Below are 16,015 nucleotides of genomic sequence, written 5' to 3' on the forward strand. Positions count from 1 at the left end.
AATAATTTATGTGGTTAATATATTAGACATAAGATTATTTAATTACTAAAAGTAATCAGATATAAAATGTTTCGTTAAATTCTATAAATAAGTAAGTTGTGGTAGAAATGCTTTGAATTGCCACTATTAATATTGGGGACAATTAAAAAGCGAAAGGTATAAAAAGAATTGGGATTTGATAACTCTTTGTTTTTTTATAAAAACAGGGGCTTCTGTACAATTCATTTTTAGTATATCGACGAGGATTATACAACAAGAGGGGGACTGAACTTGGAATCAATGACCTTTGTTTTATTTGGAGCGACAGGGGACTTAGCGAAACGCAAAATTTACCCAGCACTATATAATTTATATAGAGATCAAAAGCTTCCAAAGCAAATATCCGTTATCGGGCTTGGGAGACGTCAAGTATCTCATGTAGATTTTCAAGAAAGAATAAAAGAATCAATAGAGACGTTTTCCCGTCATAGAGAAGAAGGTACTCCGGAACTGGAAGGTTTTTTAGATAATTTTCGCTATTGTCCATTAGATGTGAGTAAGCCGGAAGACTATGAGAGGTTATTACAAGTCGTTCGTGAAAGGGAAGAAGAATTACATATAAAAGGAAATAGAATGTTTTATCTTTCCGTTGCTCCTGAATTTTTCGAGACTATTGCTTTAAATATTAAGGAAAGCGGACTTGATAAAACGGATGGATGGAAACGTCTGATGATTGAGAAACCATTCGGGCACGACCTTACATCTGCTCGTGAGCTTAACGATAAGCTTAGTCGCACGTTTGAAGAAGACGAGATATACCGTATCGATCATTATTTAGGTAAACCGATGATTCAAAATCTTGAAGCATTAGAATTTGCAAATCCTGTTCTCCAATCAATTTGGAATAAAGAACATATAGCGAATGTACAAATCACAGCGAGTGAAACAGTTGGGGTTGAAGAAAGGGCAGGATATTATGACCAGGCAGGGGCCATTCGAGATATGGTTCAAAATCATATGTTACAAATATTAATGATGACTGCTATGAATCTGCCGGAAAAGGTTAATGCATGTGAAATTCGAGAGGAAAAGCGAAAGGTAATGGAAACGCTTCGTAAAGTGAAAAAAGAAGACGTTCAAAGCCATATCATTCGCGGACAATACGCTGCAGGTGAGATAAAAGGCGGGCAAGTTGTAGCATACAAAGAGGAGCCAGGAGTAAATCCTTCTTCTAACATAGACACATTTGTTGCTGCTCGCCTGTGGATCGATAATCCATTTTGGACTGGCGTTCCCTTCTATATACGAACAGGCAAACGAATGAAAGAAAAGTCTACTCGTATTGTAATCGAATTTAAAAATACGTTAAAACAGCAATATCAAGATAATAATCCAAATGCAGCACCTAACTTATTAATAATTGAAATTAGCCCAGGTGAGAACGTTTCATTACAGTTAAACAGTAAAAATCCATTGAAAAATGGAGAAATTGAACCGATGCGTATTAACTTTACTTGTGAGCAAGCGGATGTGGGAGTACCTGAAGCGTATGAAAGACTCATTCATGATGCTGTGAGTGGAGACGCTACATTCTTTGCACATTGGAGAGAAGTTGAATTGTCATGGGAATGGGTACAACCAATTCTTGAAGCGTTCGAGGAAAACTTATTACCGCTTCATGAATATGAGTCTGGTTCATATGGTCCAGAAGCGTCTAATGAACTGTTACAAGAAAGTGGATTTAAATGGTGGTTAGATCAAGAGACGGAAAAATAAGTACTTTCTTTAATGAAAGCATTTAGGGGGACGATTACTATGACACAAAACATAAATCAATTAGCAGTGAATACACTTCGTACGTTATCGATTGATGCTATTAATGCGGCAAACTCAGGTCATCCAGGTCTTCCGATGGGAGCAGCACCAATGGCTTATGCATTATGGGCGAATCATTTAAATTACAATCCTAATCACCCAGAATGGTTTAACCGTGATCGTTTCGTTTTATCGGCGGGACATGGATCTAGTCTGTTATATAGCCTACTTCATTTAGCTGGATATGACGTTTCAATTGATGACTTGAAAAATTTCAGAAAGTTAAATAGTAAAACACCTGGACATCCTGAGTTTGGGCATACTCCTGGAGTTGAAGCGACTACAGGCCCGTTAGGACAAGGGATTGCTAATGCTGTAGGAATGGCAATGGCAGAAGCTCATTTAGCAGCGAAGTTCAATAAGGATGGTCACTCTATTATAGATCACAATACGTATGCTTTAGTCGGAGATGGTGACTTAATGGAGGGTGTCGCTTATGAAGCGATGTCAATGGCAGGACATATGAAACTTGGCAAGTTAATTGTACTGTATGATTCAAATGAAATTTCACTTGATGGTGAATTAGGCATTGCTTTCTCTGAAGATATTCAGAAAAGGGCAGAATCTGTACATTGGCAATATGTAAGAGTTGAAGATGGAAACGATGTTGATGCGATTACAAAAGCTATTCAATCAGCGAAAGAAAATACGGATCAACCTACTCTTATAGAAATTAGAACCATTATAGGTTATGGAAGTCCAAAAGTTGCTGGAACGAACAAAGCACATGGTAATCCGCTTGGAGTAGAAGAAGCGACAGCGACAAAACAAGTGTATGGTTGGGATTATGAGGAAGATTTCTTTGTACCTGAAGAAGTAAAAGCTCATTTTAATGAACTAAAACAAAAAGGTATTGAAAAAGACAATGACTGGAATGAGCAGTTCAACTTATACAGAGAAGCGAATCCTACACTGGCAGATGAATTAGAAAAAGCGATTACAGGTGAGGTTTTAATTGAAGCAAAAGACATTCTATCTTTTGATACTGAAAAAACGATTTCCACTCGTGTTGCAAGTGGGGAAGCTATTAATCATTATGTGAAATCGATTCCTTCTATTTTCGGTGGAAGTGCGGATCTTTCTCATTCTACGATGACAGATATAAAAGGTGAAGCAGTATATGCAGTAGAATCATATGCTGGACGAAATATATATTTCGGTGTACGTGAACATGCAATGGGCGCTGCAGCGAATGGATTGGCGCTTCATGGAGGAGTAAAACCTTTCGTAAGTACATTCTTTGTATTTAATGATTATCTTCGTCCGTCCATTCGACTGGCTGCACTGCAAAAGTTACCTGTTACTTACGTATTTACACATGATTCGATTGCTGTAGGAGAAGATGGTCCAACGCATGAACCAATTGAACAATTGGCAGCTCTTCGAGCAATTCCTGGTTTAACAGTTATCCGCCCGTCAGATGCAAATGAAACAGCAAGTGCTTGGGCGTATGCTTTACAGCAAACGGATGGTCCAGTCGTTTTAGTACTGAGTCGTCAAAATTTACCGGTGTTTAATGAAACGAAAGCGAACATAGAGAATTTCTCTAAAGGAGCTTACGTATTAACACAAACAAATGAAAATCCGGATGTAATTTTAATTGCGACAGGTTCTGAAGTATCCTTAGCTGCTAGTGCGAAAGCAAAATTAGAAGAAGATCAAGTTTCTGTTCGCATCGTTGCAATGCCGAGCTGGGAGTTATTCGATCGCCAATCGAACGAATATAAAGAATCCGTTCTTCCGTCTTCTATAACGAAACGAGTATCTCTTGAGATGGGTGTATCTCTCGGTTGGGAACGTTATGTAGGACAAGAAGGAAAAGTAATATCAATTGAAACATTTGGAGCTTCAGGTACTGGAGCTGAAGTCATGAATCTATTTGGATTTACGACAGAAAATGTTGTTCAAATTACAAAAAATGTGTTGAATTCTTAAGCTATGACTGTGAATACCTTTCTGTACATACTAACATTTCAGTGCTGAAAGGTATTCCAGATTGTAGTGATATGGATTTTTAATAAAAGATGATTTGAGGAGGAATTATATTATGCAAGTAGGATTAATTGGGTTAGGTAAAATGGGATTAAATTTAGGGAAAAATTTAATGGATCATAAACATGAAGTAGTAGCGTTTGATTTAAATACGAGCGCAGTAGAAGAAACGAAAGAGTACGGGGCAACAGGTACATCTAGTTTAAGTGAACTTGTTCAGTCATTACAATCACCAAGAATTCTTTGGGTAATGGTACCACACGCTGTTGTTGATTCTGTTATTGATGAGGTTACACCACTTTTATCAAAAGGAGATATTTTAATTGAAGCTGGTAATTCACATTATAAAGAGTCTATCCGCCGATATGAGCAATTAAAGAAAGATGGCATTCACTTTATGGATGCAGGAACTTCTGGTGGAATGGAAGGCGCTCGTAATGGTGCTTGTTACATGATCGGAGGAGATCAAGAAGCTTGGGACATCGTTGAACCTATCTTCCGCGATACTGCTGTAGAAAATGGATTCTTATATGCTGGAAAAGCTGGTAGTGGTCACTTCTTAAAAATGGTTCATAACGGAATTGAATACGGTATGATGGCTGCTATTGGTGAAGGATTTGAGATTCTAGAAAAAAGTGAATTTGACTACGATTATGAAAAAGTATCAAGAGTATGGAACAACGGTTCAGTCATTCGTTCTTGGTTAATGGAATTAACAGAAAATGCATTTTCTAAAGATGCAAAACTGGATGAGATTAAGGGTGTTATGCATTCTTCTGGTGAAGGAAAATGGACAGTAGAAACAGCATTAGACCTTCAAACAGCAACTCCTGTTATCGCAATGTCTCTATTAATGCGCTACCGCTCATTAGACAATGATACATTTACAGGAAAAGTTGTAGCAGCTCTGCGCAATGAATTTGGCGGACATGCAGTAGAAAAGAAATAAAGTGAAACTTTAATAAGTAGGGGCTTCATTCCACACAAATCGGGCTTTTACGGGATAAGCATATTAAACATGTAACTCATCAACGTTTAAAAACTGGAGGGAATTAATCATGAAATTTTTTATTGATACTGCAAATCTTGAGGATATAAAAAAAGCATATAAACTTGGAGTTTTAGCTGGTGTTACAACGAATCCTTCTTTAGTAGCAAAAGAGGGCATTAAATTTGAAGACCGTATTGCAGAAATTTGTCAGGCAGTTCCTAAAGTTGAATCTGTTTCGGCAGAAGTAACGCCAGATGCTGTTACAGCTGAAGAGATGATCGCCCAAGCAGAAGAACTGATTAAAATTAACGGTGGCGATGAAAAAGTTACAATTAAACTTCCGATGACGTTAGCAGGATTAGAAGCTTGTCGCTACCTTACTGAAAAAGGTGTGAAAACGAATGTTACACTTATTTTCACGGTGAACCAAGCACTTTTAGCTGCTCGAGCAGGTGCAACGTACGTTTCTCCATTTTTAGGTCGCTTAGATGATATTTCTGAAGATGGTGTACTATTAGTTGCTAAAATTGCTGAATTATTCGATGTTCATCAACTAGATACACAAATTATTGCGGCTTCTGTTAGACATCCAGATCATGTAACTCGTGTAGCGATGGCAGGTGCTCACATTGCAACAATCCCTTATAAAGTAATTGAACAACTTGCTATGCACCCATTAACAGACCAAGGTATTGAGAAATTTGCTGCTGATTGGGCGAAAGCGCCTAAATTATAATGTTATGAAAGTGAAGGTGCTTTCCGAAAGTTGTTTTTCATGAGAAGACAAATCCTAAGTAACTTCATCGTTTAAAGTGGATACTGAGTTTGTAGTCTTACTACGTGAAAACAGCAAGAGAAGAAAGTGTCATTCACTTTTAAAAAAGGGAAAATTGATCGCGCGAAGCGTTTATCACAATAACATTATAATTATGGAAGAGAAATCCCCTTATCAGAGAGGTGAGTTAACATGTATCTCTGATAAGGGAGATTCTTTTTGTATAAATTATTATTTTGTGAAGATGATTTGTATATCGATATATAAATTCTTACTCATGAAAGAACTATATAGGTTCTCTTAATTGTATAGCAATTTTGAAAGGGTTTACATAAAGGGGTGGAACTGCGTATGAATATGTACCTTTTAATGATTACATTATTATCAATCGTAATTGTTATTTTAGGGGTATCGTGGTGGAGATGGCATGCATTTATTAGTTTAACGATTGCAAGTTTGTTTTTAGCAATTATGTCTGGGATGCCAATGGATAAAATAGTGAGTGCTTATGAAACGGGAGTCGGCAGTGTTCTCGGGCATTTAGTAGGTATTTTAGTATTAGGTACAATTTTAGGGAAAATGATGGCAGAGTCAGGTGCTGGAATGCAAGTGGCAGAGTTCTTTATTAAATCCTTTGGGATAAAAAACTTACCATGGGCGATGTTAATTGCAGGTTTTATTATTGGAATCCCGGTGTTTTTTGAAGTAGGCATTTTAATATTACTGCCGTTAGTAATTTCAATTCATAAAACAACGAAACAAAATATTTTATTGATAGCATTACCAGCAATTGCTGGGCTATCTGTCGTACACGGCCTTGTTCCTCCGCATCCAGGGGCCATAGTTGCAATTGGTATTTATAAAGCGAACCTTGGGAAGGTACTATTGTATTCACTCATTATTACATTTTTTGCAGCGATTATTGCAGGTCCTATATTCGCTAAATGGATTCACAAACGTGTAATTCCTGAAAATGAGCCAGAATTGATTCGTGTAAATACAAAATCAACGAAATTACCAGGAATAGGAGTTTCATTTTTAGTTATATTGTTACCAGTTATGTTAATGGTTTTAGCTGCAGCGGCTCCGTATGTTCCACTGTCTACTACTTTGATGAAGATTGTCACATTAATCGGTAGTCCTATCATTGCGTTATTGATTGCATGTTTTGCAGCATTTTATTTTCTTGGATTTCGTCAAGGTATCGATAAAAAGGCTATTAAGAAGGTAACAGAAGATAGCTTATTACCAATCGGTTCAATTGTTGCGATTATTGGTGCTGGTGGCGGATTTAAGCAAATTCTTATCGATAGTGGTGTAGGGAATGCTATTGCTCAAATGTCTGAGCATTTAGCTCTATCTCCAATTGTATTAGCATTTATAGTAGCAGGATTAATTCGAATTGCGACAGGGTCAGCGACAGTCGCTTTAACAACAGCAGCGGGTATCGTTTCGCCAATCGTTGAAAATACGATAGGTGTGAACTTAGAGTTACTCGTTATTGCAACAGGTGCAGGAGCGTTAATGTTTTCTCACGTAAACGATGCTGGGTTCTGGATGGTAAAAGAATACCTAGGCTTAACAGTGAAAGAAACATTTAAAACATGGACAGTATTAGAAACGTTACTTTCATTTATCGCTTTTGGAGGCGTTTTACTACTCGATATGTTTGTTTAAAATAAGGATATTTTTATATGAATTGAGAGAGACAACTTTAGCACATAACGTTATGAATAGATAAAATAAATATATTTTTATGGTTCTTATATGATTAGGACACTGTAGGGATTTTTGTTAGGAGGAAGAGATGGTGAGCTCAAAATATATGATTGGTGTAGATATTGGGACAACTAGTACAAAATCAGTTCTATTTTCTACTGATGGATCTGTTATTGCTAGTCATGGAATTGAATATCCTTTATATTCTCCTACACCTGAAACAGCAGAACAAGACCCAGAAGAAATCTTTCATGCAGTAATAAATACGATTAAAGAAACTGTACGAATAAGTAGTGTACAGCCGAATGATATTCTTTGTGTCTCTTTTAGTTCGGCAATGCATAGTATCATTGCTGTAGATGAAAAGGGAAAGCCGTTAACGAGATGTATCACTTGGGCAGATAATAGAAGTGCAAGCTGGGCGGAGAAAATAAAGAATGATATGAATGGTCATGAAATTTATCTTCGTACTGGGACACCAATTCATCCGATGTCACCACTTTCGAAATTAGTTTGGCTACAGAATGAGCAAGCAGAGTTATTCGCAAAAAGTTATAAATTCATTTCTATTAAAGAATATGTTTTTTACAAGTTATATAAAGAATATGTAATTGATTATTCTATAGCATCAGCGACAGGAATGTTCAATTTAAAATCTTTAAAGTGGGATGAAGAGGCTTTACATGTAGCAGGAATTACAGATGAAAAGCTTTCAAAGCTTGTTCCAACAACGCACAGTTTAACAGGATTAGATGAAGAGTTTGCCAAAGAGATGAATGTACTTGTTTCTACGCCTTTTGTAGTAGGAGCGAGTGATGGAGTACTATCTAATTTAGGTGTAAATGCAATAGATCCTGGCGTTGTGGCTGTTACAATTGGTACAAGCGGTGCGATACGTGCTGTAACAAATCGTCCTGTAACAGATCCAAAAGGTAGAATTTTTTGTTATGCGTTAACTGAAGACCATTGGGTAATCGGTGGACCAGTTAATAACGGCGGTATGATTTTCAGATGGGCTCGTGACCAATTGGGCACTTCAGAGATTGAACTTGCAAAGCGCTTAGGAAAAGATCCATATGAGGTGCTTACTGAAATAGCAGCAAAAGTGAATCCGGGATCTGACGGTTTATTATTTCACCCGTATTTAGCGGGGGAAAGGGCTCCTTTATGGAATGCAAATGCGCGAGGATCTTTCTTTGGACTCGGATTGCATCATAAGAAAGAACATCTGATACGTGCTGTTTTAGAAGGAGTAATTTATAACTTATATACAGTTCTTCTCGCTTTAAAAGAACTAATTGGCGAACCGAAAAAAATTCAAGCGACAGGCGGTTTTGCAAGGTCGGAACTTTGGAGACAGATGATGGCGGATATTTTCCATCAAGACGTATATGTTCCGGAAAGTTTCGAAAGCTCTTGCTTAGGAGCTGCAATCCTCGGTTTATATAGTTTAGGTGAAATAGATACATTATCCGTAGTTTCTGAAATGGTAGGTGCAGATTTTCATCATGAGCCAAACATGGAAAGTGTGGAAAAATATAAAGATTTAACGCCAATCTATATCCGCTTGTCCCGTCAATTGGAAGAAGAATATGAAAGTATAGCAGCGTATCAAAAAAAGTGGGTTTAAAAGCTATTTACCAAGAAAATATGGTAACGTATAAAGAGGTACTCCGATTTTTTAGGATACTCTTTCAACATAAAATATTTTAAAAAGTATGATGAACGAAAAATATAGGGAGAGAGGGTTATGAAAATGAAGGATAACAAAGAGTTTATCGGATATGTTGGGACTTACACGAAAGAAAATAGCGAAGGAATATATAAGTTTATTTTAGACACGGAAGCAAAAAAAATTGGTAATGTAACACTTACTGCTAAGCTGGATAACCCTACATATGTAACGATTAACCGAAATAATGAATATCTCTATTCTGTTGTTAAGGAAGGCGAATCTGGCGGTGTAGCTGCTTATTCCATTGATAGTCATACTGGAGAACTAAAAGCGAAAAATAGACAAGTAGTAGAAGGGGCTTCTCCTTGTCATATTAGTGTTGATAGTGGAAATCATACAGTAGTTACAGCAAATTACCATAAAGGAACGATTGAGTCTTTTGAAATAAATGAAGAAAATGGAACTGTAAATCCTGCTTCATCTATTATGGCACATGAAGGTTCAGGTCCGAATAAAGAAAGACAAGAAAAACCACATGCACATTACGCGGGGTACACTCCTGATGAAAAATATGTAGTGGGCGTTGATTTAGGGATAGATAAAATAATTACGTATGAAGTAAAAGATAGTACATTAATAGAAGTGAATAGCCTGTCTGTGAATCCGGGAAGTGGACCAAGACACATTGCTTTTCATCCAAATGGAAAATACGCTTATGTAATGACGGAGCTTAGTTCAGAGGTTATTGCGCTAACATATAACTCGGAAGAAGGATCCTTTACAGAATTACAGTATATTTCTACTCTTCCAGAACAATTTGATGAAAATAGTCAAGGCAGTGCTATCCATATTTCTTCTGACGGCCGCTTTGTATATGCAGGTAATCGTGGTCATAATAGTATCGCTGTTTATAGCGTAGATCAAAACTCAGGTGAGCTTGCATTTGTGGAACATACATCTACAGAAGGAAATTGGCCAAGAGACTTTGTATTAGATCCTACTGAAAAGTTTCTTGTTGCTACAAATGAAAAGTCACATAATCTTGTGCTATTTTCAAGAGATGAATCTACAGGAAAGTTAACACTTTTACAATCTGATGTTGCTGTGCCAGAGCCTGTTTGTGTGAAGTTTTTAAATGTTTAAGTTGTGTTCGATATAATTTCATATACTCAGAAAACAATAAAAAGCAAAGCGATATCGCTTTGCTTTTTATTGTTTCTTTTTCGGCCTACGTACTAATTCGCCGCCGCAGTTTGGACAAACGTTTTGTCTTTCTTCTGTACATGGTGCGCAAAATGTACATTCATATACACAAATGTATGCTTCAGAATCTTGTTCGAGCGATTGATCGCAAATTTGACAGTTTGTTTTCATTTCTAGTGCCATAATAAGTCTCCTTTTAGTTAGAAAATTTATAATTTAATTATAATTCATTAAATAGAAATAGTCCTTTTCAATTGAAAGGAAATCGAATGATAAAGTTATGAATTGGAACGAAAGATGCCGGTTTATTTTAAAATTGATTATTTATTACAGTTGGAATATTATGAAATAGTCAAAAGACAACAGGGGGTATAGATTTTGACTAATCATAATGATCATTTAAAAGCAAACTGCGAAAAATGCTTCGGTCTATGTTGCGTTGCATTACCGTTCGCAGCATCGGTAGATTTTGCAGTGAATAAAGATGGTGGTAAACCATGTTCTAACTTACAATCAGATTTTAAATGTAGTATACATAAAAATCTTAGAGGAAAAGGTTATAAAGGTTGTACAGTATTTGAGTGTTTCGGTGCTGGGCAGAAGATTTCTCAGGGTACGTTTAAAGGGATTGATTGGCGGAAAGATGCAAAGCATGCAAGAAAAATGTACGATGCTTTTCCGGTTATGCATCAACTTCATGAAATGCTTTGGTATTTGAATGAAGCGATTCTTTTAAAGGCAACACAGCCAATTCATAAAGAGCTGGAGACCGCAATTGAGGAGACAGAGCGACTTTCGAATTTAAATCCAGATGAGTTAATGAAAATAAATGTTCCAATGCATAGGGCAGAGGTGAACATTCTTCTTTTAGAAACGAGCGAATTAGTATGGAAGGAAATGAATACTGCACGTAAGAAACGAATCATTCACCGCGGAGCAGATCTTATGGGAGCAAATTTGAAAAAGAAAAATTTACAAGGTGCAAATTTAAGGGGTGCTTACTTAATTGCGGCTAACTTAAATGGAGCAAATTTAAGAGGAGCAGATCTTATCGGAGCAGATTTAAGAGATGCAGATATTCGCGGGGCTGATTTTACAAATAGTATTTTTCTGACGCAAGTTCAAATTAACGCAGCGAAAGGGGATAAGCATACGAAATTACCGAAAATGTTATCCCGTCCATCGCATTGGAGTGCGTAAAGAGTGAGGAGTGTTTAGTGTGGATATATTTCAGTATTTAGAAGAGATGCAAGAGGATCTCTTTTCGTTAGCAGTAGAGCAAATAGAAGCGAAGTATTATGATATATACCGATTTGTATTGGTTTTCACGACCAAGATCCAATAATGCGAACAGGCAGAGACTAAAAATCTCTGCCTGCTTTTTATTTCTTTTCAAAAGTAGTAATTAAAACGCTACATATAATAAGAATACCGCCAATAAAAAAGTTACTATTTAATGTCTCATTTAATAAGAGCCAGCCAAGTAATGATCCAACAATAGGTTGGAAGAAGAAAAATAAGGAACCGATGCTTGCATCTATTAATTCTAATCCTTTATTCCAAAGGAAAAAGGCACCTGCTGTTGAGACAATACCTAAGTATAATACGCCTAATATTACGTACGTATTTACTGTTCCGATAGAGGATGTTTGTAGTTCCCATATCATAAAGGGTGTAATAAAAAAGAGTGAAAAGAATATGGCATACGTTGTAATAACTAAGGATGAGAATTGGATTGAAGCGATCTTTACATAAATAGATAGTAAAGCCCACGTAATAGCGGCTCCAACTAAAATGATTGTTCCAATAAAATAGGAGCCAATTTCAATATCCCACCCGATTACGATAATGACGCCGATTGTCGCTATTATAGTAGATAAAAGTCTACGAGCGGTTAGTTTTTCTTTCAAAATGAGCGCTGCAAATATAACCATAAATGCAGGTGTAGCTGATGTAACTAACGAGCCTGTATGAGCGTCGGATAATTTTGTTCCGATAAATTGGCATGTGATCGAAATGAAATAGCCGATAAATCCAATCCAAGCGAATAGGAGCCAATCTTTTTTGCGAATGGTTACTTTTTTCTTTTGCTTTTTCTCAGCTAGTTTCAAAATGCCATACAAAACAACAAAAGCAATGATAAAGCGTAGCCAAACGAGGGTTAGTGGTGGGATAAAATCGAGTACGTATTTGCTAACAACATACATACCACCCCATATACTTGCTGCTAGTGATAAACATATAGCTCCTAAAATTGTTTGTTTCATGTAAAGTACCTCCGTCTATTTTTAGGGTATTATGAGTTCCCTAAGACGAGGCGTAGTGTATGTGTTATATGATTGCCCGTCTTAGTTTATAGACGGCCTACAGGTTGATCGTTTTCGAATGAAGTGTTGTAGTACATGCGTGCATTCCTCCTCTTTAAGTTATAATGATATTATAACTTAATTTTCTGATTATTGGAGGTTGTTATGAAATATATCGTTATAAAATCACATGTTAGCAATTATCCTAATCCAATTCGCTTAGAAGAGGGGGATGTAGTGAAAATGATAGAGAGTTACGCTGGTCCGGAAAACTGGGAAAACTGGATGTTTTGTCACGAAGAGAAATATGACCGGAAAGGATGGGTTCCGGAGCAAATTATAAAAAAAGATATGAATGGAACAGGAATTATTATAAAACAATATACTGCGAAAGAATTAAATGTGAGTATTGGAGAAAGAGTGATTGGATTAGAAGAATTCAATGGATGGGTTTGGGGCGAAGGAAGAGATGGTGAGAAGGGCTGGGTACCAAAGGAAAACTTACAAAAATATTAATAATAATATTTGATCAATAATTAGGAAACATATTTTTGCTTATGAGTATATTGGTTGTAGGATAAAAAGTAGATTAATAGAGAAAGAGGAGGAGATTATTATAACTACAACCGTTATTTCGCATTTTTACAATGAAGAATATTTATTGCCATGGTGGCTTATGCATCATACGAAACTTTTTGATCATGGTATTTTAATTAATAAAGGTTCAACAGATCGTTCCGTTGAGATTTGTAAAAAATTCGCACCGCATTGGGAAGTGCGAGATTCTGTAAATCCAGAGTTTGATGCATATGCGACAGATCATGAAGTGATGAGGATAGAACAAGAAGTACAAGGATGGAAAATGATTTTAAATACGACTGAGTTTCTTTGCATGCAAGATAAAAATCAGTTTTGGAAATCACTAGATGAATTGGGAGGTAGGATGTATTGGCTAGAAGGGCTTATTATGGTCGATGATCCTAACTATAATTATCCGGAACTTAACTTTGGAATACCTTTAATGAAACAGCGATTTCATGGTTATTTACCAGAGGAGTGGAGACTATGGAGAAGGGGAAGATTTATTCATAATCATGAGCATGGAAGTTATACGGTTGGAAGACATTTATCTGCGCATGAATCGATGATTTATCCACCTCTTGCCTGTATATTATGGTTTGGGTTTAGTCCGTGGAATGATGCGATGAGAAAGAGAAAGTTACAAATTGGTCCGACTCTTTCTGAAGCTAGTAAGCATGGAGGAATGGGTACGCATCATATTGTTACGCCGGAAAGATTAGAAGAATGGTATAAGGAATTAGCGAGAGGAACGAAGGATTTACGTTTTAATGATGCATATCGTTATGTTTTTGTATAAATGATTTCCACCATAAAATTGTTTCTTCTATTCCTGTATTTAGATCGTATGTTGGTTTCCAGTTTACTTCAGTTTTTAAACGTTCTACATTAACCCCGACAAATAAAGGTTCATCTTTAGAGAAAGGGATTGCACCTAGTTTAATTAAATGTTCTTTTCCTATCTTTTTAGCAATGATAGAAGCTAACTCTTTAATTTGTACAGATTGACCAGAAGCGATATTGATGGTGCCTGTAACGCCGTGTTCTAATATTGTTACGAGAGCGTCAGCGACGTCACTCACATGGAGGAAATCTCTCGATTGTTTTCCATGTGTACATAGTGCTTCCTCGTTTTTTAATAAGGAAGTGATAATGTTAGAAACGAGCCGATTACCTTGTTCGTGAGGTCCATACATATGAAAAATGCGGCCCCAACACATGCTGAGGCCTGTTTGTTGTGCATACGTTTCTAGCCAGGAGTGCAGTGCATTTTTACATAAAGAATACGGGGTTTTATAGGAAAGGAGCGGTGAATCTTCAAATAATACGCCGTTAAACCATTCGTATTCTGCGCCAGTACCTGCAACGACAACACGCTTTCCGCCGCATGTTGTAAAGTGCTGAATCAATGAAATACTAGACTTTAGCCAATAGTAATTATTAATAGATACATAGCATGCTGGTGGTACTGCTTCCCAAGCAAGGTGAATGAGATGGCTAGGCTGAACGTCGTAAATGAATTGTTTTACTTCGTCATTACGGAGCAAGTTTACTTTATGCCAGTGGCAAGGGAGGTGAGAGGGGTTATTTTTATTATACGTGGCGTGCACTTCGTATCCCTTTTGTATAAGTGAATGTACAACATATTTACCTATCCAGCCACTACCACCTGTTACAACAACTTTCTTCATGGCTCAATCACCTCAACTTCTGGAACTGTCACTAAAAATTTACCGCCCCATTCACGAATGAAAGAGCATTCTTTTATAATTTCGTCTTTCAAATTCCAAGGAAGTATGAGAATGTAATCCGGTTTTGTACGTTTAATTTCTGCTGGAGATTTTATTGGAATACGAGTTCCTGGTAAAAGGAGATTTTGTTTGTGAGGATTTTTATCTACTGTATACGCTAAAAATTCTTTACCTATTCCGCAATAATTCAACAGGGTGTTTCCTTTAGCCGGAGCGCCGTAGCCGATGATTTGTTTGTTTAAAGCTTTTGCTTCGATAAAAAACTTTAAAATATTTATTTTCAATTGTTCCACTCGTTTAGAAAAAAGGAGATAGCAATCTAATGTATCGAGTCCGTAATTGATTTCTTTTTGGAGTAAGTTTGTAACGTTGGAATGGATAGTGGATTGGGAACTTAGATGGTTTACAAAAATACGTAATGAACCACCATGTGTTGAAAGCTCTTCTACATCAACAATTTGTAAATGATGATGAGCTAAAATTTTTTGAAGGCTTATAAGTGAGAAGTAGGAGAAGTGTTCATGGTAGATGGTATCAAATTGGTTAAAGGATATAAGGTTTAATAAGTGCGGGAATTCAATTGTTATCGTGCCATCACGTTTTAATAGTGTTTTTAAACCAGCAACAAAATCATGCAAGTTTGGAACATGTGCTAATACGTTATTTGCGACGATTAAATCAGCTTGTGGCAATTTTTTTGCTAAGTCATTACTAAAAAAATTCACATGAGTAGGAATTCCTTTTTTGATAGCAATTTCTGCTACGTTTTTCGCGGGTTCAATTCCCAATGTCTCGATATTTTCTTTTTTAAAGTATTGTAATAAGTACCCATCGTTACTTGCGATTTCAATCACTTTTGAATGTTTCGTTAAGTTGAAACGCTTAATCGCCATTTCTACATATTGTTTAGCGTGTAGTAGCCAACTTGAGGAGTAAGAGCTGAAGTATAAATAGTTATGAAAAATATTTTGCGGGGATTCAAATTCATCTAGCTGTACGAGTAAACAAGAGTGACAAACAAATGTGTGCAGCGGATAAAAAGGTTCCATTTTATATGAGCTTTCAGGAGCTACAAATGAATTAGCGAGAGGGGAAACGCCCAAATCTAAAAAAGTGTTGGTTAGTAATGAGTGGCAAAAACGGCATTTTTTCTGTTCCATTTTATAGCCC

General features: G+C 36.6%; 15 protein-coding genes. 11 read left to right on the plus strand and 4 right to left on the minus strand.

Annotated elements, in window-relative coordinates; translation table 11 throughout:
* Nucleotides 1-270 precede the first annotated feature (270 nt).
* From zwf to B9A45_RS12655, 7 genes are all read left to right on the plus strand, one after another.
* A complete protein-coding gene (zwf, locus tag B9A45_RS12625; protein WP_000445362.1) occupies nucleotides 271-1,755 on the plus strand; it encodes a glucose-6-phosphate dehydrogenase in 1,485 nt (494 codons plus the stop codon).
* A 39-nt stretch (nucleotides 1,756-1,794) separates the two neighbouring features.
* Entirely contained in the window at nucleotides 1,795-3,789 is a 1,995-nt protein-coding gene (gene tkt, locus B9A45_RS12630) for a transketolase (RefSeq protein WP_000193045.1), read from the plus strand.
* A 112-nt stretch (nucleotides 3,790-3,901) separates the two neighbouring features.
* A complete protein-coding gene (gene gnd / locus B9A45_RS12635; protein WP_084064091.1) occupies nucleotides 3,902-4,795 on the plus strand; it encodes a phosphogluconate dehydrogenase (NAD(+)-dependent, decarboxylating) in 894 nt (297 codons plus the stop codon).
* A gap of 109 nt (nucleotides 4,796-4,904) precedes the next feature.
* Nucleotides 4,905-5,573 carry a fructose-6-phosphate aldolase gene (gene fsa, locus B9A45_RS12640; protein WP_000667676.1) on the plus strand — a complete coding sequence of 223 codons (669 nt, stop codon included), beginning with the start codon at nucleotides 4,905-4,907 and terminating at the stop codon, nucleotides 5,571-5,573.
* Nucleotides 5,574-5,963: 390 nt separating this feature from the next.
* Nucleotides 5,964-7,289 carry a gluconate permease GntP gene (gntP, locus tag B9A45_RS12645; RefSeq protein WP_001057616.1) on the plus strand — a complete coding sequence of 442 codons (1,326 nt, stop codon included), beginning with the start codon at nucleotides 5,964-5,966 and terminating at the stop codon, nucleotides 7,287-7,289.
* Nucleotides 7,290-7,419: 130 nt separating this feature from the next.
* Nucleotides 7,420-8,961 (plus strand): gluconokinase, encoded by a 1,542-nt coding sequence (gene gntK / locus B9A45_RS12650; RefSeq protein WP_000254931.1) that lies wholly within the window; start codon nucleotides 7,420-7,422, stop codon nucleotides 8,959-8,961.
* Between the two features lie 120 nt (nucleotides 8,962-9,081).
* A complete protein-coding gene (locus B9A45_RS12655) occupies nucleotides 9,082-10,149 on the plus strand; it encodes a lactonase family protein (RefSeq protein WP_000782217.1) in 1,068 nt (355 codons plus the stop codon).
* Between the two features lie 66 nt (nucleotides 10,150-10,215).
* On the opposite strand, the gene B9A45_RS12660 is transcribed toward B9A45_RS12655, so the two are convergent.
* On the minus strand, nucleotides 10,216-10,392 hold the full coding sequence (locus B9A45_RS12660) for a DUF1272 domain-containing protein (protein WP_001162791.1): 177 nt from the start codon (nucleotides 10,390-10,392) through the stop codon (nucleotides 10,216-10,218).
* Between the two features lie 195 nt (nucleotides 10,393-10,587).
* Here B9A45_RS12660 and B9A45_RS12665 point away from each other — a divergent pair, with 195 nt between their 5' ends.
* Both B9A45_RS12665 and B9A45_RS32635 read left to right on the plus strand, forming a co-directional pair.
* Nucleotides 10,588-11,409: a pentapeptide repeat-containing protein gene (locus tag B9A45_RS12665; RefSeq protein WP_000181431.1), complete on the plus strand. Its 822-nt coding sequence runs from the start codon at nucleotides 10,588-10,590 to the stop codon at nucleotides 11,407-11,409.
* A 19-nt stretch (nucleotides 11,410-11,428) separates the two neighbouring features.
* Complete coding sequence (locus B9A45_RS32635; protein WP_254905753.1) at nucleotides 11,429-11,554, plus strand: hypothetical protein; 126 nt, start codon at nucleotides 11,429-11,431, stop codon at nucleotides 11,552-11,554.
* 37 nt (nucleotides 11,555-11,591) lie between these two features.
* Here the strand turns inward: B9A45_RS32635 and B9A45_RS12670 are convergent, their stop codons facing one another.
* Complete coding sequence (locus B9A45_RS12670) at nucleotides 11,592-12,476, minus strand: DMT family transporter (RefSeq protein ID WP_000814736.1); 885 nt, start codon at nucleotides 12,474-12,476, stop codon at nucleotides 11,592-11,594.
* Between the two features lie 204 nt (nucleotides 12,477-12,680).
* Between B9A45_RS12670 and B9A45_RS12675 the strand changes: the two genes are divergently transcribed.
* Nucleotides 12,681-13,031, plus strand: coding sequence for an SH3 domain-containing protein (locus B9A45_RS12675; RefSeq protein ID WP_000875282.1), 351 nt, complete (start codon nucleotides 12,681-12,683; stop codon nucleotides 13,029-13,031).
* 61 nt (nucleotides 13,032-13,092) lie between these two features.
* On the plus strand, nucleotides 13,093-13,893 hold the full coding sequence (locus B9A45_RS12680) for a glycosyltransferase family 2 protein (RefSeq protein WP_071686365.1): 801 nt from the start codon (nucleotides 13,093-13,095) through the stop codon (nucleotides 13,891-13,893).
* Here B9A45_RS12680 and B9A45_RS12685 read toward each other — a convergent pair.
* Both B9A45_RS12685 and B9A45_RS12690 read right to left on the minus strand, forming a co-directional pair.
* Nucleotides 13,862-14,785 (minus strand): NAD-dependent epimerase/dehydratase family protein, encoded by a 924-nt coding sequence (locus B9A45_RS12685; protein WP_142263052.1) that lies wholly within the window; start codon nucleotides 14,783-14,785, stop codon nucleotides 13,862-13,864. The genes B9A45_RS12680 and B9A45_RS12685 overlap by 32 nt on opposite strands.
* The gene (locus tag B9A45_RS12690; RefSeq protein ID WP_065703605.1) at nucleotides 14,782-16,005 is read right to left on the minus strand and encodes a class I SAM-dependent methyltransferase; all 1,224 of its coding nucleotides are present in this window, start codon (nucleotides 16,003-16,005) and stop codon (nucleotides 14,782-14,784) included. Before B9A45_RS12690 ends, B9A45_RS12685 begins: the two co-directional genes overlap by 4 nt.
* Nucleotides 16,006-16,015: the final 10 nt, after the last annotated feature.

The sequence above is a fragment of the Bacillus sp. JKS001846 genome (assembly GCF_900176455.1).
Lineage (GTDB): Bacteria > Bacillota > Bacilli > Bacillales > Bacillaceae_G > Bacillus_A > Bacillus_A cereus.